Origin of the sequence: Chryseobacterium sp. RU33C (genome assembly GCF_900156015.1) — a bacterium.
Lineage (GTDB): Bacteria > Bacteroidota > Bacteroidia > Flavobacteriales > Weeksellaceae > Chryseobacterium > Chryseobacterium candidae.
Genome location: NZ_FTMT01000038.1, coordinates 1 through 18,888 on the forward strand (window position 1 = coordinate 1; position 18,888 = coordinate 18,888).

20 protein-coding genes and 3 pseudogenes are annotated in these 18,888 nt (G+C 31.5%); 20 read left to right on the forward strand and 3 right to left on the reverse strand.

Features of this window, described 5'->3' with window-relative positions; genetic code table 11:
- Both BW946_RS20570 and BW946_RS21275 read right to left on the reverse strand, forming a co-directional pair.
- Positions 1-254: ISAon1 family transposase N-terminal region protein (locus BW946_RS20570; RefSeq protein ID WP_076597959.1), on the reverse strand; the 254-nt coding region annotated here is incomplete at its 3' end.
- Complete coding sequence (locus tag BW946_RS21275; RefSeq protein WP_228402677.1) at positions 254-421, reverse strand: transposase; 168 nt, start codon at positions 419-421, stop codon at positions 254-256. The genes BW946_RS21275 and BW946_RS20570, both read right to left, overlap by 1 nt.
- Before the next feature lie 579 nt (positions 422-1,000).
- Between BW946_RS21275 and BW946_RS20580 the strand changes: the two genes are divergently transcribed.
- The 19 genes and pseudogenes from BW946_RS20580 to BW946_RS21925 form a co-directional block, all read left to right on the forward strand.
- Positions 1,001-1,297 (forward strand): hypothetical protein, encoded by a 297-nt coding sequence (locus BW946_RS20580; protein ID WP_076597960.1) that lies wholly within the window; start codon positions 1,001-1,003, stop codon positions 1,295-1,297.
- 620 nt (positions 1,298-1,917) lie between these two features.
- Complete coding sequence (locus BW946_RS20590) at positions 1,918-2,178, forward strand: hypothetical protein (protein ID WP_076597962.1); 261 nt, start codon at positions 1,918-1,920, stop codon at positions 2,176-2,178.
- 47 nt (positions 2,179-2,225) lie between these two features.
- Positions 2,226-2,906 (forward strand): hypothetical protein, encoded by a 681-nt coding sequence (locus tag BW946_RS20595; RefSeq protein ID WP_076597963.1) that lies wholly within the window; start codon positions 2,226-2,228, stop codon positions 2,904-2,906.
- A gap of 97 nt (positions 2,907-3,003) precedes the next feature.
- Complete coding sequence (locus BW946_RS20600; RefSeq protein ID WP_076597964.1) at positions 3,004-4,962, forward strand: TraM recognition domain-containing protein; 1,959 nt, start codon at positions 3,004-3,006, stop codon at positions 4,960-4,962.
- Between the two features lie 48 nt (positions 4,963-5,010).
- Positions 5,011-5,511, forward strand: coding sequence for a M23 family metallopeptidase (locus tag BW946_RS20605; RefSeq protein WP_076597965.1), 501 nt, complete (start codon positions 5,011-5,013; stop codon positions 5,509-5,511).
- Between the two features lie 3 nt (positions 5,512-5,514).
- Positions 5,515-6,663, forward strand: coding sequence for a conjugative transposon protein TraM (gene traM, locus BW946_RS20610; RefSeq protein ID WP_076597966.1), 1,149 nt, complete (start codon positions 5,515-5,517; stop codon positions 6,661-6,663).
- Between the two features lie 38 nt (positions 6,664-6,701).
- Complete coding sequence (locus BW946_RS20615; protein WP_076597967.1) at positions 6,702-9,059, forward strand: TraG family conjugative transposon ATPase; 2,358 nt, start codon at positions 6,702-6,704, stop codon at positions 9,057-9,059.
- Positions 9,056-9,916 carry a DUF4138 domain-containing protein gene (locus tag BW946_RS20620; protein ID WP_076597968.1) on the forward strand — a complete coding sequence of 287 codons (861 nt, stop codon included), beginning with the start codon at positions 9,056-9,058 and terminating at the stop codon, positions 9,914-9,916. Before BW946_RS20615 ends, BW946_RS20620 begins: the two co-directional genes overlap by 4 nt.
- Positions 9,917-9,937: 21 nt before the next feature.
- Positions 9,938-10,435, forward strand: coding sequence for a hypothetical protein (locus BW946_RS20625; RefSeq protein ID WP_076597969.1), 498 nt, complete (start codon positions 9,938-9,940; stop codon positions 10,433-10,435).
- 43 nt (positions 10,436-10,478) lie between these two features.
- Positions 10,479-11,069, forward strand: a complete 591-nt coding sequence (locus BW946_RS20630) for a hypothetical protein (protein WP_076597970.1) — start codon at positions 10,479-10,481, stop codon at positions 11,067-11,069.
- Positions 11,070-11,098: 29 nt separating this feature from the next.
- A complete protein-coding gene (locus BW946_RS20635) occupies positions 11,099-11,653 on the forward strand; it encodes a hypothetical protein (protein WP_076597971.1) in 555 nt (184 codons plus the stop codon).
- Positions 11,654-11,678: 25 nt separating this feature from the next.
- Positions 11,679-12,236 (forward strand): hypothetical protein, encoded by a 558-nt coding sequence (locus tag BW946_RS20640; protein WP_076597972.1) that lies wholly within the window; start codon positions 11,679-11,681, stop codon positions 12,234-12,236.
- Positions 12,223-12,801: a hypothetical protein gene (locus BW946_RS20645; protein ID WP_076597973.1), complete on the forward strand. Its 579-nt coding sequence runs from the start codon at positions 12,223-12,225 to the stop codon at positions 12,799-12,801. Before BW946_RS20640 ends, BW946_RS20645 begins: the two co-directional genes overlap by 14 nt.
- Positions 12,802-12,856: 55 nt before the next feature.
- Positions 12,857-13,723 carry a hypothetical protein gene (locus BW946_RS20650; RefSeq protein WP_076597974.1) on the forward strand — a complete coding sequence of 289 codons (867 nt, stop codon included), beginning with the start codon at positions 12,857-12,859 and terminating at the stop codon, positions 13,721-13,723.
- 156 nt (positions 13,724-13,879) lie between these two features.
- Positions 13,880-14,506 carry a hypothetical protein gene (locus BW946_RS20655; protein ID WP_076597975.1) on the forward strand — a complete coding sequence of 209 codons (627 nt, stop codon included), beginning with the start codon at positions 13,880-13,882 and terminating at the stop codon, positions 14,504-14,506.
- A 904-nt stretch (positions 14,507-15,410) separates the two neighbouring features.
- Complete coding sequence (locus BW946_RS20665; RefSeq protein WP_076597976.1) at positions 15,411-16,151, forward strand: carboxypeptidase-like regulatory domain-containing protein; 741 nt, start codon at positions 15,411-15,413, stop codon at positions 16,149-16,151.
- 875 nt (positions 16,152-17,026) lie between these two features.
- Positions 17,027-17,344: a hypothetical protein gene (locus tag BW946_RS20670; protein ID WP_076597977.1), complete on the forward strand. Its 318-nt coding sequence runs from the start codon at positions 17,027-17,029 to the stop codon at positions 17,342-17,344.
- 78 nt (positions 17,345-17,422) lie between these two features.
- A pseudogene (locus tag BW946_RS20675) lies at positions 17,423-17,702 on the forward strand (transposase); the annotation flags it as partial.
- Positions 17,703-17,848: 146 nt separating this feature from the next.
- A pseudogene (locus tag BW946_RS21925) lies at positions 17,849-17,965 on the forward strand (IS3 family transposase); the annotation flags it as partial.
- Between the two features lie 12 nt (positions 17,966-17,977).
- Here the strand turns inward: BW946_RS21925 and BW946_RS21930 are convergent.
- Positions 17,978-18,142: pseudogene (locus BW946_RS21930) on the reverse strand (hypothetical protein); the annotation flags it as partial.
- Positions 18,143-18,342: 200 nt separating this feature from the next.
- On the opposite strand from BW946_RS21930, the gene BW946_RS20690 reads away from it, so the two are divergent.
- A partial coding sequence (locus BW946_RS20690) for an IS982 family transposase (protein WP_170872119.1) occupies positions 18,343-18,888 on the forward strand: 546 nt, incomplete at its 3' end.

Here is an 18,888-nt window from a genome sequence, read left to right on the forward strand (position 1 = left end):
GATTTATCAGTCCATCTTCTTCTTTTCACATGGAGTTTTACGATTTTACCCCGTAATGGATAATCATCTACAATAATTTCAGGTAAAAAGCCCTTCGATTCCAGTAGTCTTTCTTTGAATTCATGGGGAATGCTGTTTTTTTCTTCAAAATAGATATGAAGTTCTGCATCATGAGGTTCTGCTTTGAGGATATCAAAGTGCTGAACTAAGAATTCCGGAAGTAATAATTTAAGAAGTTCGTGATCGCTTAACATTAGGCAAAGATAAAGCTACTTAATATTCCCCCCAACTTTTGCGCTTGATCCCTGATTTCCTGAACTGCTTCGATGGCCAACTTCTGAATATGAAAACGGTCAATCTCCTGTACTGCACCTGAAAAGCATTTTTTTGCAATACGCTTTTCATTTAAGGTAAAAAGCATTTAGATTTCATTAGTCTTTCTTTGAATTCATCGTGAATGCTACTTTTTTCTTCAAAATAAATATGAATTTCAGGTTGATGGTTTGTGCTTTGAGAATATCAAAGTGTTCAATTAAAAATTCCGGAAGTAATAATTTATTAAGTTTGTGATAGCTTACCATTATACAAAGATATACTGACTAAATATTCCCATCAACTTTTGAGACTGATCCTTAAATATTATATGGATGAGTATACAAGTGAAAACTTATTTTCTCAGGAAATTCCATAATAATAATTCACAAGTTGGGATAAGTATCTAAAAATCAATCATTTAATTTTTTTTTTTTTTTTTTTTTAGAAAAATTTATTTTATATTTGCAGAGTAATTTAATGTTCTTACTCATAAAAAAATTATTATAATATCAGTTTTATGAAAGTATAGCAATTTTTACTATTTAACCTTGGCAATATTAACAAAGAAAAGTCATTATAATTAGATTCATTAGTAGATCAAAACCAAAAAATAAAAGTTGTTATTGCAGAAAATTAAGAAATTAATATATAAGATTTTTGATAAAATTTAACTTTAAAATATAAAATGAAAAATTTAAAATTTAAGAAAAAGAATTTAGTTGCATTATTGTTTGTATTAAGTAATCTATTGTATTCTCAAGCGGGAGGCGGGGGAACAATTGAAACGAAAATTACTGGATGGACTGCTATTCTTAAAACATCATTGAATGCGGGAGTTACGGCTTTTGCAATTGTTGGTGCTTTTCTGATATTTATTCAATATATGCAGGGAAGTGAACAGGCTCAAAAGAATTTTATCCGTTTTGTTATTGGTTTAGGTATTTTTGGTTTGGTTGATGTTATTACTCATGTATTTCTCTAGAATTTAGGTATTGTAAATAGTAAATCTGTTTAAACTTTTTAATGAAAGAATAAAGAAAATCCTTTGATAAATATGTTTTGTTCTTTTCCAAAGTATATACATCAATTCAGAAAATATCATAAGCAATGCTTGGTTTATGTCGAAAACGGCGAGTTTTCAATTGAATCGTATTCCAAAGATAAGTGTTTTGTCTGACGCTAATAGAAACGAGTTTTTTTATATCTACCGCGTGTTACTTAAAATTATGGAGATTTTTATCGAACAGCCCAATTAAAGAAGTGATAAAAAAACAAGTAAAGATTTTTAATAGCGCAACAATCAGTTTGTTTAAAGATATTTTAGAAAGAGTTAAAAGAAATCTAAAAACAGGCAAAACGAAAAGCGGAATTAAAGTTCATAATGTGGTAAATGACCATAAAATTAGTTCTAATTCAGTTTGGCTCAGTGAAGCCAAGCACATAATTATATTTTTTTAGAAAAGCTAAAATGTTATGAAAATACCATTATATGCTTTTGGTAAAAAATAATCCTTACAAAGCATTTTACAGAAAATAAATCAGGCTTTGTAACCCGGATACAAAAAAATGCTTCTTACAGTAAAATATTAAAAATTTCTGAATATGTGGAAGTTAAAATTCTTTCATAAAACTTTAAATATCAAAGAAGATTTGGATTTAGCATCAATAAAGTTTAAAAAAAACATATTAATAACAAAATTTAACCTGTTAGATACCAATGGTGTTGAGTGTGCAAATTGTAAAAGTAGGCAAAACGTTAAATTGGCTAATATTGCTCCTATATCAGAAAATAACGATGAAAATCAATATCCCTTATGTGAAAATTGTAGAAAAGCTTCTTTTAAGGTTATAAGAATCAGATAGAATACTTTTATGTTATCTGTACCATCATTTTCAATATTTAAAAAACAATGGATTTAAAAAAATTACGTGAGATTCCTTCTACTTATTCTTTAGTTAAAAAAGCATTATTTCTCAACTTTTTTATTACACTAATAGCTATCGTTTCCAGTTCAGTCTGGGCGGTGTATGTGAGTAAGGTTTTTACTAAAAAGATATATGTTATCACTGAAAAAGGACAGGCGGCCATTGCAAACTCTATGAATAATGATAAAGACTATGAAAATTACAGACTGCCTGAGATTAAAAATCACATTAAAGTGTTTCATAGATTATTTTTTGGATATGATCAATTTAGTTATGATAATAATATCAATGAGGCTCTCTATCTAATAGGGAACTCTGGAAAGCAATTGTATTTATCTCTTAAAGCAAACGGACATTTTGCAAGAATACAATCTCAAAATCTGGTTCAAAAACTAGATATAGATTCTATAAAAGTTAATGATAAAGTATATCCTTATCAAGCATTTGTTTATGGAAAACTCAATGTCTCCAGGGTTGATCAGAACGTGAGTTCAAAAAACCTTTTCTTTGCTTCATTTGATGTATATAATGTAGCAAGAACTGAAAATAATCCTCATGGTTTACTTATTGAAAATTATCTATTCAAAAGTGAAGGGTTTGAAAATGCTTCAGCCCAGGATGCCGGTAATAGTAGACAAGAGGAAAGTCACTCTAATACAGAGTGAAAACTGATACAATATACTAGTTAAACTCTTTTTGATAGTTAAGTATTGTAAATAATCTGGAATTTCAATAACGGGATTCTGTTATAATTTATGTATAATGAAAAATGATAAATATTCCTTAGATATTTTAATTATATTTTCTTTTTTAATAAGTATACTATTGGTTTTAGTAGATATTTATTATTCCAAATATAGTTACGTAGCTCAGAGAAACTTAAGTAACGAATATATTAATATATTCATCATAAAGTTGTTTAAAACTTTTGCATTAATTAAGAGTCCTTTCGCATTAAGAGCTTTAAGTCTTGCCATTGTTACCTTTTGTTGCTTTGGTTTTGAAGTTAAAAGAGAAGTAAGAGAAGATTCTTCTTTAATGAGGTATATTATAGTATCAGGGTCATCTCTTGTTATTTTCTTAATTGTATCGGTTTTGAAGATTGAGATCATATCTTATACGATCATATCTTTTGTTTCTTATATTATTTATATCGTTGGTTTTTTAAAAATCAGAAAATACTTCAACTTTTATGATAAGAAGGATGAGTTTAATGATAAAAATCAAATCTTTGAGCAAGAGAAGGCAGTTAAGACCAATCCTTATTCTGTAAATTTTAAGACAGAAAATGGGGTGATTAATGTGGTGAATCCCTTTAGAGGTACTATGGTTTTGGGTACTCCGGGATCGGGGAAGTCCTACTCGGTGGTTGAAGAGTATATCCGGCAGCATATTCAAAAGCAGTTTTCGATGATGGTGTATGATTTCAAATTTCCTGCACTGGCCAAAGAAACATTTGCTTTTTATGAATACTATAAAGGGAAATACAAAATTGAGCCGCGTTTTTGTGTGGTTTCTTTAGATGATTTGGAGAAATCTAATTTTGTGAATCCTCTGGATCCTCAGTTGATTCGGAAAGCAGCAGATGCCATCGAAGCATCACAAACCATCTTATTTAATTTGAATAAAGAATGGATTACTGAAAAAGACTTCTTCGCTCAGTCTGCTATTTCTTATTTCGCTGCCTGTATTTATTTCCTGAGAATTTATGAAGACGGGAAGTTTTGTACGCTCCCCCATGCCATATCTTTAGCTTCTCTGCCGGATGAAAAAGTATTTAAAGTTTTTGGGAAATACTCTGAACTAAGGTTCTTTATGACTCCCTTTGCAGATGCTTTAGCCAAGCAGGCTTACGAGCAGCTTTCTGGTCAGACAGCATCTGCAAGAATACCTCTGTCTCAGTTGGCAACAAAGGAATTGTTTTGGGTAATGGGCAATAATGTATTTCCTGAAGAGAATATTTCATTAAGTATCAATAATTCCGAAAGTCCATGCATATTAATTATTGCCAACTCACCAAGTACCCAAACAACTAATTCTCCTGCTTTAGGACTTGTAGTTACCCAACTTCTTAAAGAAATTAATCAGCAGGGAAGACAGCCTTGTTCAGTCATATTGGATGAGTTGCCAACCATGTATTTTATGGGGCTGGATAACCTGATTGCAACTGCCAGATCCAACAAAGTTTCTACAACCATTGGAATGCAGGACCTTGAACAGCTGAAGCGTGATTATGGTGATAAAGTAGCTGAAACAATATTTAATATCGTAGGTAATGTTTTTAGTGGCTCAGTAAGAAGTGAGACAGCAAATAAGCTTCAGGAAATATTTGGAAAGAAAAAGCAAATATTAAAAAATGTAACTATTGATACCAATAACTCATATTCCATTAATGAGAATTTAGAGTATGCAATTCCGGTTTCCATAATATCTCAGCTTTCTCAGGGAGAATTTGTAGGGGTGGTTGCCGATAATTTCGGAGAAGAAATTAACAGAAAGATTTTCAGAGGGAAAATAAAAGTAGAGAAGCGTACTGATCAGATAAAGAAGGATATACCAACAATTATAGAAGGAGAAATGATCAATGAGGTTTTAAACGGAAATTTTGAAAGAATTGTTAAAGAGGTAGATATTCTTATTGAAAACGAATTGTATAGAATTTCCCAAGAGGAAGAAGCTGATATGACTAGTAAGCAAGTGTTAGATTTAAATAATAAATAGAATTAATTATTTGTAACTGAAAAAAATGTAAAATGATCGTAACTTATTATGAATGTCTGGCTTATTAAAAGAAATAGGATACTTCCTGTATGTTTTATTTTTTTTATAATCTTTCCTTATCAGAGATTTAAATCACAAACAATAATACCTCCTGTTGAATCCTATAACAAAATTGTCTCATCACACTATGGCTATAGAAAGCATCCTATTGATGGAGTACTTAAAAAACATCAGGGTGTTGATTTTTCTGTACCTACAGGAACGGCTGTATTTTCAACCTACTACGGTATTGTATTAAGCTCAAAGTACGAAAGGGGATTTGGAAATACCATTTTAATTGATAACCAGGGAGGTTTTAGAACCAGATATGGACATTTAATGTCTTTATTTGTTGGAAAGGGTGAATATGTAACGCCTGGGCAGTTGATAGGATTAAGTGGAAATACAGGACATTCTACTGGGCCTCATCTACATTATGAAATAATAGTTGAAGGTAAAAGAATTGATCCTCTATTGTTCCTAAATATTATGTGTAAAAATAGTTTATAAGATATGTTTGCAAATCTGGACAAAAAAAAGAAAATTATTATTGGGGTCGTTTTCGTGGCTGCTTTAGGTATTCTTACTTTGATTATGAGTCTGATACTGTTCCCAAAAACGAAAGAGTCCGACGATAAATTGATTGTAACTCCTAATGTTGATGAGAAACAGCTTGAAGAAAAGTCAAAATTAGAAATTTATAATCAGGATGAAAGGGATTTAAAGAAGTATTTTTCGAAAGATGATGAGTATAGTAAAGATACCGGAATTCCTGAAGATGAAAAATTATCACAGGGACAACTGCAGAACTTTGATAGTAGAACTGAAGAAAATGACTATGCCAAAAGGCAGGAGCGTTATATGAAGGCTTTATCGAGACTTTCTTCACAACAGAAAGGTTACCCTCCTAGTTCCAGTTATGATTCTGGTTCTGAAAATAGTCTGAGCAAAATATTTGAGCTTCAGGATAAGATCCGTTCGGGATTAACGGAAGGAGCAGCCTCTCGTAATTCTCCGGATTCAAAGGATACTTTAAAAACCAAGGAAAGTAAAAAGGATTTAATTACAAATGAAACTCGTAATCAAAAGAATTTTTTCCAGGGAACAACAGGGGGAAGTAATAAGAAGATTTTACAGCTGATTCCTTCTGAAACCATAGAACAGAAGAGAATATTAGATAAAAATATTATTCCTATCAGAATAAAAGAAGATATGAGGCTTACAGATGTGCCGGGCGGGCTGGTAATTCCTAAGAATACAATTGTTTATGGAAGGATATCTCTAAAGGAAGACCGGATCAGTATTGATATTGAAAGTTATAAAAAAGATAATGTGCTATATCTGTTAAACTTTAGAGTTTATGACTATGATGGAAGAGAAGGTATTCATATGAATAATCATTCCTGGCTGAAAATTCCATCAACAATATCGCAAGATGTCTTTGATTATGCCATTCAAAGAGGAACAAATGCCGGCGGCTCTGTTTTGGGTGGTGGTACCAATACCGGGGTCGATTTAAAAGAGGCGAGAAACCTTGCCATTTTATCAGCAGGAAAAGAAATAAGCAAAGAAGTTTTTGAGAAAAAGAGAGTGTTTTTACCTAAAAAATACCAATTGTGGATCAATATAAAGTCCTCCAATAATGGCACTGGTTTTAATTAGAACACTCTCAAATAATTTAATTATTATTTCCTAAGATTATGAAAGATATAGATATCAAAACAACTTTTAACATATTGGCGGTAGATGATGATTTGTTAATCAGTAAAAAGGGAGATGTTAGCTTAGTATATAAGGTGATGCTTCCTCAGATATATTCGCTTGATAGCGAGCAGATTGAGCAAATTAGTGTTATTTTTGATAAAGTAATCAGATCTTTACCTGCCGGAACAATCTTGCAAAAACAGGATTTGTTTTTTGTAGACTCTATCAAAGAGCATGTATCAGACAGCCCTAATTTTTTATCAGCAAGTGATAATAGGTTTTTCCATGAAAAACCAACAATGAGTCATGAGTGCTATCTTACTATAATAAAGGATTCCAAAAGTAAAGTAAGTATACTTAATAATTCCAGCCATTATGATAAATATTTAGATACAATAGATGATTTTATCAAGGCCGTAGAATCAAGTCTTTCATTTTTAACAAAGGAAGGGTTTTTCACCGTAGAAAGGTTGAAAAATCAACAAATTATTACTCTTTTAGGAAAATATTTGTCTCTTTCAAAAGAAGGGGAGACTAACCTGAGAGATATGTTCTTTGATAAGAACTTACAGATAGGAAATAAATTTGCAGAATTGTATACCATATCTTCTAATAATCAACTTCCTATTACCATTAATAGTACAATAAAAAGTATTGAATATTCTACACCCAAGACTGATTTTAGAATTCCTTTTATACAGCCGTTATCTACAGGGCTGGATGTAAACCATATCTACAATCAGGTGATTTTTATTGAGGATTCAGAAAAAGTTTTTTCTTCCCTTAAGACCAAGATGAATCAATTTAAAAGTATGGCTATACTTTCAAGAGAAAATCAGGTTACTTATTCTCAGGTGGAAGATCTTGTAGAAGATGTATTGGAAAGGGAGTTAACATTTGTTTATCAGCATTTTAGCGTAATTGTCTGGAATGTTTCACAAAGGAAATTGGAACATGATGTCAACTTATTGGAAAATGCTTTCAGGGATTTAGGGATTACACCCTATCAGGTGAAGTATGCTTTGAAAGATTTGTATATGAACAATTGCCCTGGGGCATCTGCTTATATTTCAGAGAATCATAAATTTATTGGTATCTCCGAGCAAACCTCTTCATTATTGAATTTTGAGTCCTATTACGAGAGCAATAAAGATGGAATTCTTTTCTGTGACCGTAAAAACGAATCTCCTTTACGTCTTGATTTATGGGACGAGCCTGTTAAAAAAGGAATCATCGTGAACAGAAACCGATTAATTTTCGGGCCTTCAGGAACCGGGAAATCATTTTTGATCAATCATATTGCAAGTCAGTATTATGAGCAGGGTCATCATATTGTAATGATAGATATTGGAAACTCTTATAAAAAGCTATGCGAACTGGTAGAAGGTGTTTACTTTACGTATGACTTAAACTCTCCTCTACAGTTTAATCCTTTCTATTACTATGATGAAGATGAAATTAACATAGATAAGAAAACCTTTCTCCTTTCATTGATCTTTTTCTTATGGAAAGGAGAAGAAGGAGCTTCAAGAGAAGAAAAACAAATATTGTCCACCTATCTTGACCTTTATTACGAGCATATCGTTAATAATGAAATTTTTCCTTCCATGTCTACTTTCTATGAGTTTATATCGGAAAATTCGGCTGTTGAAGAAGAATCAAGTTATTTTGATAAGGTCAGCTTTAAACTCTCCCTTAGAGATTTTTACGACGGGCATTATAAAGATATACTCAATGCAGAAGAACCTGCCAACCTGATTCATGAGCGTTTTATTGTATTCGAAATGGACAATATCAAAGATCATCCTACATTGTTTCCTTTAGTTACCATGTTGTGTATTAATCTGGTGATGACTAAGATTCAGAAGATTCCCGGAGTGAAAAAATCAATATTTATAGACGAGTGCTGGAAGCCTATTTCCAAAGGAGAAATGGCGGAGTTTATCAAGTATTTGTATAAAACCGTTCGTAAGTTTTATGGAGAAGTTGCTATTGCTACTCAGGATCTGGAAGATATTTTAGATACTGCTGCCGGGCCTGCTATGGTGAATAATACAGATACTCTGATTATGCTTTCTCATAAAAAGAAAATGGCATCTAAAGATAAGTTTTCTAAATATTTATCATTGAGTGAAGCTGATCTTCAAAAACTTTATTCTACAGACAAAGGAGAAGTATATGTTAAAGTAGGAAGTATGTCTAATGTATATAAAGTAAAAGTATCTCCTGAAAGATATGCATGTTATTCTTCCAATGCTGATGAAAATAAAGTAATCCGGGGGATATATGAAGCTAAAGGAAATATGTCTGTGGCCATTAACGATTTTATTGATTTAAATTCTCAAAATAAATGAAAAAACACATTGTATTATTTATTCTATTTTTTATCTGTTCTCAGGGATCTTTCGCCCAGGAAATATTGGAACCCTTATCTCAGCGCCAGGCCATTGACGTTTCGGATGTGAAGACAACTCACATTATTTTTGATGAAAAAATAAAGTATGTGGATGTAGGATCTACTTATTTCGTTGCAGATACCATTGGTAATATTCTCAAATTAAAGCATACAGGTGAAGAGCTGGAGGACTTAAAGAGCCAGCAGGCGAATCTTACCGTGATTAATGGTAAAGGAAGCTATTATTCTATTGATATGAGGTACAACAGAAATCCGGATATCACAACGTATAAGGCGATTGAAACCATTACTAAGATAGATTATTTTGCAAAGGAAAATATAAACAAAATTGAACGGGAAGAGAAGGCAGAACAAGATCTTCAGGAATTGTGTATGTTATCTGAAAGTGCTTCTTCTACAGTAAATATCAAAGATAATAATGATGGATTGAACCTGACTTTAAACGGAATCTATTACAGAAATTTTCAGAATAAAATTGTCTTGCGTGTGGAAATCTATAATACCTCTAAAATCACTCTGGATATAGACCAGGTTCTTTTCAGATCAAAACTTAAGAATAATAATGCTGCAAAAAAAGATTATGTCTATCAGGAAAGAATACTGACCCCCGTAAAATCCTGTGGCGAGCAGCGAAATATTAGACTGGGTGAAACAAGGGTTCTTACCTTCATCTTTGATAAATTTACATTGAATGAAGATGAGATATTGAGCCTTGAAGTAGGTGAATATGCCGGAGGAAGAAGTGTCAATATCCGTATTCCCAGAAAGAAACTTTTATTTCCGGAATATATATAAACCTATTTAACATATTCAGTTATGAAATATCTGATTCTGCTATTGCTGTTTTTTTCACTGCAGTATAAGGGACAGCTACCCTACTTTGACCCTCCTGGTTTAGTCATAAGACTTCTTGAGAAGAGTACCATTGAGGATTATGAAAAAGCTACCAAAAAAAGCATGTATGATTTGGGTCAGATTGCGGCTGTCAATGAAGCCGAAAATCTTGCCAGGACTACAATTTCTAAAAAAGACCTTATTAACTTTACCAAGTACTCCAAAGTTTGCAACCTTTATCTTACTCCTGTTAAAAAAAGTAAGTGTAGAAAGAAACTGGAGTATATCAAAGACGCGAATAGTATGTTGGAAGATGCATTTATAGCAGGGGTAGGGATAAACATTAACCGCGGAAACAGAGAAAAGCTGGATGAAGGATTTATGAGTACTTTAAACTTTCTGATTCAGGAACTGGACGAAATGAAATATGAAGCGGAACAAAGTAATCTATTCTACAAATTAGGCCTTGTGCCTAAGTAGCATCAATATTTATCCATCTAATAAATTTTAACAATATAGTATTATGAAAGCATTACCATTTTTGTTTTTTTTAACATTTCAGCTATTTTCAGCTCAGTTTGTACATATTGCTTTTCATTTGAATAATACCGATTCAGATACAAGACAAAAGCTTGCAGAAATTCTTGGACATACCGGTGCAAGAGCAGTACAGCTAAAGATACAAAATGATTACCTGAAAGAAATGATTAAGAATGATGAAGAATTTTTAGAAAGGAATTATAAAAAGTCAGATAAATTTGATAAGCAAAATAGCTTTATTGCAAATTCTATAAAGTCCGGGGCTTTAGGTGTAGGGCCGGTTATATTAAATAAGTTTAAAAAGCTTCCTTATATAACCAATGTTAAGAATGATTATTTACAATCTCTGGCACTGGATAAATTAGTGCTTCTTTCTCTCCAGAATGTTGATACCTCCAAAATAAAGGCGTCTGAAAGACAGGAAATTTATAGAATCCGCGATCAGCTGGTAAGGGTATATTCTAAAAATGATAAGGAAGTTTTTGGTGTGATGACTTTACCCGCTTTGGCACTTCTGATACAAAGTAGTCCGGCTCTCATCCAAATGATCAAGGATCTTGAAATTGTATTTTAGTTTTTTATTCAACTATAAATTTATTACACATGTATAGGTTTCTGATAGTACTATTATTATTTGCTTCAATAAAAATTTATTCTCAACCGGTTGCCAATAACCCTATTGGCCCTATATCAGACGTTCCTTCAGGAACACTTTCTGGGGTAACTATTGGGCTTAATCTTGCGTTAAAAGGAAGAGAAGAAACAACCGAGCAAAGAACTCAGGATTTCTTAAAAGAGTATAGAAAACGGCTTCAATATTATGGTGGTTTTGCATGGCTTTCTACGGTAAATGATATTATTAATAATGTCAAAGGCAGATCACGTCAGCTTAGGCAGTATAATGAAAAACTTTCTTTCCTGTATTATTCCAAAAAGAAGGAGAACATGATGTATTTACTTTCAGCAGACAAACAGATTGAGAATATGTCTTCCAATTTCTTAAGTAGTGAAGTTAATACCATTTTGGGAGAAAAATTTAACCTCTATGAAAATCTGAGGACATCGCTGTCTGCCATCAATCGGAAACTTGATAGGGTAGATGATAATATAAAAGAAAGTAATCTAAAGAGGAAATTTGTGCAGCAATCTGTTAAATAATTAATTTAATATAAATTTTAAAGTCATGAATATTATAAATATTGATTTTAAATCATTCGGAGCTAAGATATTTTTTTCGGTATCATTATTACTATCTATTTTTTCCAAAGCTCAGCTTATAACAATTAATGTTACTCTACCTTGGGCAGCCAATGATATTCTGTCAAAAGAGCTGTACAAAGATATGGTCTCAGCACATAGAAAACTGGAAGGATACGCCACAGCAAAAACAAGTATTGTAGCAAGAACAAAGGATGTTTATATAGAACCTAATAAGGAGCTTACCCGTATATCATTTAATTTAGCTTCAAAAAAAGATGATCTGTTGAAATTTGTATCCAAAACAAGTTATGACTATATAAAAGATAAATATCCGATAGTGGCTACCTCTCCTCTTTCTAGTAGTAAAGTTTCAAATATTATTGTTAGAAAAAGATTTTCAAAGAAGTTTGATTCAGAGAAAGAAAACATCACCAATTATCTCGATACTACCAATTATATTCCTGAAGGAGAACGGCTGCGCTTAATTCAGCAGGCATTAGATAAAGTAATTAGAGTAACATTGGAAGATGAAACATATTAAATCAATATTCACACTCTTGTTTTTTTTTAGCTTTGGTTTTTTTTATGCACAGACCTGGTCTTATGATATTAATGATTATACCGTTGCAGGAACCAAAACTGGAATTATTGCAGGATTAGGGGGAGAAATTTATCTAAAGGATGAACAAAATAAGTTATTGGAAAAGCTTATAAGGCTAGAAAAAGAGATTGATGACAAGAAAAGTATTAAAAGCGTAAATAGCCTTGTACTTGCTTCTACTTCTCTTATTATGATTGAAGATACCCAAAAAGATATAAAAAATATAAGAAATATTATTAATATCATAAAATACAATCCATTGTTTATTAAACATTCACTGGCAAAGAAATCTGAGGATCTGGCTATTGAAGACAGATATTTAGATGAAGCCCAATCTGATTATTTTGGATATTTGGCATCAGGACTTCTTTCCGGAGGTTTAGGTCAGGTTTATACAGTTTTTGGAAAGCTTTTAACAAGGATTTTGAAAATCAGGGCTACTGTTTTGTCTATAAAGAAAGATATACAATCCCTATCGGTAATCAATACAATCTTAATTAAATAATGCATAATAATATTTGTAAAATGAAAAATTTATAGATGGTTAAAAATACAGCTAAATGACAATAGATGAAATATTAAATCAATATAGATCAATTCTTCAAACCAGATTTGATCTCTTTATTAACGAGTCGAAGCCATATGTTTTTCTCATAGCGGTTACATTTACCTTTGTTTTTGTAGGGTATAAAGTAATGAAAGCAATGTCTGATCCGGATGAAAAGATTGGTCGAGATACGCTTTTAAGACCTATTCTCACTTTTATGGCAATCACATTATATATTCCTTTGGTAAAATTATTACTATTTGATACGGTAGATATTTTATCAGAGATAGTAAAAAATGGTGCTTATAAAGTGACAGGGCGGAGTCCTGGTGATTTTGAGCAAGCCTTTCAGACTGCTATAACCCATGTGCAGGGAACAGGAGCAGATGGAAATGGAGTCTATGATGTTCTGCAGATCAATCCTTTTTTAGAACTTTTTCATATTATTATTTATTTTATTGCTTCTGTTGTTGGAGGATATATATTATTGAGGCAACTATTGATGATATTTATCTACTATGTTTTAGGAATATTTGTTTTACCATTTTCACTCATTGTATCAAATGAAAGAATTCTGAATTCATGGTTCTTTGGATTCTTATCGATACTTCTATGGGAACCCGTATTAATGATTTTGAAAGTGATGATAGTTCTTTTACCTGTTGGAAATACAGAATTTACGAATGTTCTTCTTTCTATTGCTTTCCAGGTTATTATGATATTTATGATATTAAAAGTTCCACAATTTGCTAATCTTTTGGTAAATCCTGAATCAGGTAATAAATTCAGTAATAAGGCAGGTTCTGTTCTAAGAGGCTTACCAGGAAAAGCTTTTAATGCATCTGGAAAGGCTTTTAAAGCATTAAAAGATAATATATAGTTTAATATATTTTAGTAATTTTTGATGTCAGCTATTAAAATTTGCTCTAACTAGATAGGGGGTAATAAAAAACTGATCCTTTTTAAATACTCTTGCTAATTTACAAATATTATCTAAAAAGACAATTAGTTCTCTAAACTTTAATATATATAAAACATGCCTTATAAAGAAACCGAAGAATTACACGAACATTTTGAGGAAGAACAAACACATTTGCAGGAGAATACTGATTTTTTAAATGAAAATACAAATGCGACTGATGTTCCAATAGAAAAAAACAAGGAAGGAAAAGGATTACGTTTTCTCAATTCTATTGGAGAGAGCGGTTCATTTATCAAGAAGACCTTAAAACCTACTGCGATCGGAATAGTTGCAGGATTTGCACTTTCATTACTTTTTCCGCCATTGGGAATAGCTGTTATGGCTATTTCTGCCATAGCTGGTGGGGCAGCAATAGGGGCAAAAGTTGCTGACAGCTACGCTAAAACAAAAGATGAAAATAACTACACTAAAGAGAATTCTGAAACAAAAGATGAAGTACATCGTGAGATTATGAGAGAGCAAATGGAAGAAAGTCTATTAAAAGATAAAGGGAATTTTGAACAACAGGACAAAAACAAATCTTCGGCAAATACTAATGAATCTGAGTTAGCTATGTATACAAAGCCATTAAACGTTCTTAATCCTAATATAATACGAGAGACTTCAGCTTTACCCCCCAAAGCACAGCAGGAAAAGCACAGTGTCAATAAAAATGTTGGAATAAGACACAATATATTATAAAGTATTTTTGTAACCTGTTTAAAGTTTTTCAAAGAAAGAGTTTCCAGTTGGCAATTTAGTGTTGCAAAAAAAAGAACTAAAATTTGGAACTCATTAGCAAATGATAAACTAGAAAAATGGATAATTCCTCACGTGAGCAGAGGAAAACAGATATTTTCAACAAAATTTGATTGAGGGAAGATCATCAACCTATTATTAAGCAGTTGAAAACGAGCTGCCAATAGCGCGAATTTAGTATTTAAGAGTATTTTTAAAACCAAGCAATAGGTTGCATCTGATTTGTATTATTTTAATAACTGGATTAAGAATAGTTCTTTCAAACGAATTTGGATTTCCCTTCTTAAAAACAATAAAATAAAATTTGATTTTTCCTGTGTTTAGTTGGATGGAAGTAATACTCGCAGTAAAATTGGTGAAGAATCAGTAGGATATAAGGGAAGAGAATCATCGAAAATCTGTAATTGTATATTCTTTTGTGATAATTAGGGACAAAGACTTTCAATGGGAAAATCTGTAAGCGCAGATTTATCAGATGATTGAAGTAACATTAAAAGATATTTTTAGCTGATTTAGAATAGAGGATTCTTTATTAATGTAGATTTAGGGTTTATACGGTAAAAAATGCAGAGATATTCCGGAGAAAAAAGAAATGATTGCCAACATTCAATAGAATCCACGTAACGGTAATACGGAGTATGAAAAATATTTTGATTCTGAACTCTATAAAAGAAGATTCAAAATAGAGAAAACCAATGCATGGCTGGATAGTTTCAAAGCGTTACTATTAAAGTTTAAAACTTTAAATATTATATGGATGAGTATTCGCATTATTTAGCTCGTTCTATTTTATTTCTCATTTAATTATTGAAACTAAAAAAAAAACGATATATTAAAAATAAACATTATGAAATTAAATTTCTTGCCTTATTGTGTAATTATTGTATTAGTAATGGTTTCATGCAGTACTGATCAAGATTTTGTTGTTGAGCCAAAACCAATACCTTCCGGAAAAGTTAGTGGATATGTTAATCTGTATAATGAAAGTACAATAATGATTGACAAATCGAATATGACGGTAAAGGTAGTAGGAAGTAATCCGGTAATTTCTGCAGTAACTGACTCAAATGGGTATTTTGTATTGCCAGATGTTCCTTTTGGAGATCTTGCTCTTACATATGAAAAATCTGGCTTTGGGACATTTAAAAAATTGGGGATTAAACATCCGGCTGGAGGTTCGTCAACAATTATTACAGCGACGCCATCGTTAGGGCAGATTTCTTCTACACAAATTACTGATTTAACAGCTCAATTGATTAATAGTGATATAATACTTTCTATTACGACCAACCCTTCTGGGAGCAATGCAGATAAACGTTACTTCCGTTATTTTCTTTCAAAAAATCCAGATGTAAGTTATCTTAATTATAATTATTATTCCCAATGTTTAACAAGTCAGATAAATCCTTACAAAGTTACATTGACTAAAAATGATTTGCTGGCTAAAGGATTTCTACCAGGAGAGAAAATTTATGTAAAGGCATACGGAGATTCATTTTGGAGTAATGAATATGATGTACCTGGTTTGTTAAGAATTTTTCCGAATCTAAATTCAAATTCAGTTAACGCCATATCTTTTACTTTATGATATCAGAAAGATGTTTTTGTTAAGAAATAAATATGTAATTTAATAACATTTATTAAAATTTTATTAGATATAATCATCATTTGTAGTTTCGTGATTTGTATTTTTTTTTAAATTATGAATTTCAGTAATTATAGATAATTTTGTATATTTATTTTGTGAAGATGGATACTTTGTAGTTTTACAGATCATTTTGTCCAAGGAAATTCAGAGGTAAACCTTATGTGGCTAATTTGGTGATAGTTAATAGATTCAGAAAAGCAATGGCAACGCAAGACAAAAAAATAAATATTGCTAGAGATTATGTAAATTTTAAGGTGAATGCGGTAAAATAAATTTAAAAAGTGTTTGTTGCATAGGCAAATGCACATCGGGAAATCAGGATGTTAATATGATTAAAGAGTCTGCCCTTTTGGAAAGAGATAAAAAACTAATCTTGCAGATATTTTAAAGCTAAAGTTTTAAAAACCTATCTTTCTTTGGAAATCAATTAAATAATTAAAAGGTTTATAAATAACTAAAGCATCGTTTTACCTATAAAAGCATGTTTTACTATACGTTGATATATGTGATTTGTTGAGCTTCATTTAACGAAAAATAAGACAGAAAAACTTTCAAATTGGTACATATTATAATAACTAAAGCAATCTATTTGGAAATTAACATAAAATTAAAAGAAAGTACCTTCAATTGTATTTAAACGACTTTGTAAACAAATTAAATGAAGATATTTGGGAGACAAATTCGTTTAAATTCTTATTATTGGTAAGATTACAACAGTATGAGGCAAAAATTATATGAATAAAAAAATTACTCTACTGCTGCATCTATGATTCTTATTTTCTAGTATTAATGATTGATCAAATACAAATCTTGTCATGGAATATAAAACTCCGAAATCCTTAGAAAAAAAACCTATAATCTTTGGTTATCCTGTAATAACTGCTATGATAGTTGTTATATGTTTGATGTTGTTTCTTTTTACTGTATTTAAAAATGTATTGTTATCATTAGTGTTTATACTAACACCTTTACTTTATTTATATATCATAAGAAAGTATCCTAAGAGAGGTGAATTTAAAGAGTTTTTTTTTGATTTTAAAATTGGTGTACGATGTATTAGATTTGATGAGAAATTAGAAAATTTAATTAATACAAATCCTAAAGATAGTATGAACAAAAAGGTTAATAATTAAGTGACCTTCTCCCATAAAACCATAACATTTAAAAGTAGAGATTTTCAATAAAATTATAATTTTAAAAAAGAAAATCTTATGAAAAAAAGCAAATTCACGGAGAGCCTGATTGTCTTCGCCTTAAAACAATCTGAGACAGATGTCAAGGTTGAGGAGACCTGTCGTAAAATGGGCATCAGTGAGGCAACCTATTATAATTGGAAAAAGAAATATGGAGGATTGGGTATTTCTGATCTTCGGAGGTTACGACAGTTGGAAGAAGAAAACAGCCAGCTCAAAAACTGGTAACAGATTTGAGTTTGGATAAGCAAATTCTACAGGATGTTTTGAAAAAAAATTCTGAAGCCAGCCCAAAAACGTGTGTCGGCTACGGAAATACATGATAATTATAAGGTATCATTAAGAAGAAGCTTTGATTTGATAATTCTGGAACGAACGGTTTATTACTATCAATCTCATCGTAGGGATGATATGGCCCTTAGATTGCGACTGGAGGAGCTTTCACTAATTCGTGTCCGTTATGGCATTCAACGCTTGCAAGTTCTTCTCAGGCGTGAGGGTTGGAAAGATAATCATAACCGGGTGTATCGGATCTATTGTGAGGAAGGCTTGAATCTGCAGTTCATGCTTCTGTTTTCTGGTAAAGCGGAATGCCTCGATAATGATTAGAATCTGCAATGTTTCGATGCCGATAGGAATTCTCTTAATAAAATCTTCCAGGGAAGTATACTCTCCATTCTGATTTTTTTCTTCAGGAATCAGTTGTGCTAATTTCGTTTCCAGTCTTTCAATATGCATCAATCCTAAATAACGTGAGTTCGATGTAATGAAAGTAGTATAATAATTTGCAAAAAAGCGAAAGATTTAGTAAATTAAAGTTCTGATTTACAAATAATTAAACTAAATCTTCACCTATGTTTTGTTCTAATAAAATTACTGAAATTTTCTGCAAAGTTGATGATTTTTGCAAAGAATTTATTCCAGTTTGGGAAAAAGCCATGATTTCTACGAAAAAAAGGAACAGGAAATTTACGATGTCTGTTTCGGAAGTGATGACCATCCAGATCCTTTTCCATCTTTCCGGGTATAGAGAGTTCAAATCCTTTTATTTGGGGTATGTGCAAAAATTCATGAAAGAGTATTTCCCCAAAACAGTAAGCTACAACAGAATGGTAGAGCTGAAAAAACAAAGCTTTATGCCCATGAGTATTTTCCTGAAAAGTGAGAATCTATCCGATTGTACCGGGATCAGTTTTGTAGATAGTACACCTTTGAGGGTGTGCCACAACAGGAGGATTCATCAGCATAAAACCTTTAAAGGAATTGCTATGAGAGGCCAATGTTCTCTGGGATGGTTTTATGGTTTTAAACTTCATATTTTTACCAATGACAAAGGGGGAATCATAGATTGTATGATCACTGCCGGAAATGTAGATGACAGAAATCCATTGCAATATAAAAGCTTCATTAAAAAGCTTTATGGGAAAGTTTTTGGGGATAAAGGATATATCTCAAAAGAGCTTTTTCAAAATCTTTTTTCTCAG

Bases quoted from the DNA above. Each gene is read 5' to 3' on its own strand.
- BW946_RS21275 (WP_228402677.1), bottom strand. From the start codon at position 421: ATGCTTTTTACCTTAAATGAAAAGCGTATTGCAAAAAAATGCTTTTCA.
- BW946_RS20580 (WP_076597960.1), top strand. From the start codon at position 1,001: ATGAAAAATTTAAAATTTAAGAAAAAGAATTTAGTTGCATTATTGTTT.
- BW946_RS20590 (WP_076597962.1), top strand. From the start codon at position 1,918: ATGTGGAAGTTAAAATTCTTTCATAAAACTTTAAATATCAAAGAAGAT.
- BW946_RS20595 (WP_076597963.1), top strand. From the start codon at position 2,226: ATGGATTTAAAAAAATTACGTGAGATTCCTTCTACTTATTCTTTAGTT.
- BW946_RS20600 (WP_076597964.1), top strand. From the start codon at position 3,004: ATGAAAAATGATAAATATTCCTTAGATATTTTAATTATATTTTCTTTT.
- BW946_RS20605 (WP_076597965.1), top strand. From the start codon at position 5,011: ATGAATGTCTGGCTTATTAAAAGAAATAGGATACTTCCTGTATGTTTT.
- traM (WP_076597966.1), top strand. From the start codon at position 5,515: ATGTTTGCAAATCTGGACAAAAAAAAGAAAATTATTATTGGGGTCGTT.
- BW946_RS20615 (WP_076597967.1), top strand. From the start codon at position 6,702: ATGAAAGATATAGATATCAAAACAACTTTTAACATATTGGCGGTAGAT.
- BW946_RS20620 (WP_076597968.1), top strand. From the start codon at position 9,056: ATGAAAAAACACATTGTATTATTTATTCTATTTTTTATCTGTTCTCAG.
- BW946_RS20625 (WP_076597969.1), top strand. From the start codon at position 9,938: ATGAAATATCTGATTCTGCTATTGCTGTTTTTTTCACTGCAGTATAAG.
- BW946_RS20630 (WP_076597970.1), top strand. From the start codon at position 10,479: ATGAAAGCATTACCATTTTTGTTTTTTTTAACATTTCAGCTATTTTCA.
- BW946_RS20635 (WP_076597971.1), top strand. From the start codon at position 11,099: ATGTATAGGTTTCTGATAGTACTATTATTATTTGCTTCAATAAAAATT.
- BW946_RS20640 (WP_076597972.1), top strand. From the start codon at position 11,679: ATGAATATTATAAATATTGATTTTAAATCATTCGGAGCTAAGATATTT.
- BW946_RS20645 (WP_076597973.1), top strand. From the start codon at position 12,223: ATGAAACATATTAAATCAATATTCACACTCTTGTTTTTTTTTAGCTTT.
- BW946_RS20650 (WP_076597974.1), top strand. From the start codon at position 12,857: ATGACAATAGATGAAATATTAAATCAATATAGATCAATTCTTCAAACC.
- BW946_RS20655 (WP_076597975.1), top strand. From the start codon at position 13,880: ATGCCTTATAAAGAAACCGAAGAATTACACGAACATTTTGAGGAAGAA.
- BW946_RS20665 (WP_076597976.1), top strand. From the start codon at position 15,411: ATGAAATTAAATTTCTTGCCTTATTGTGTAATTATTGTATTAGTAATG.
- BW946_RS20670 (WP_076597977.1), top strand. From the start codon at position 17,027: ATGGAATATAAAACTCCGAAATCCTTAGAAAAAAAACCTATAATCTTT.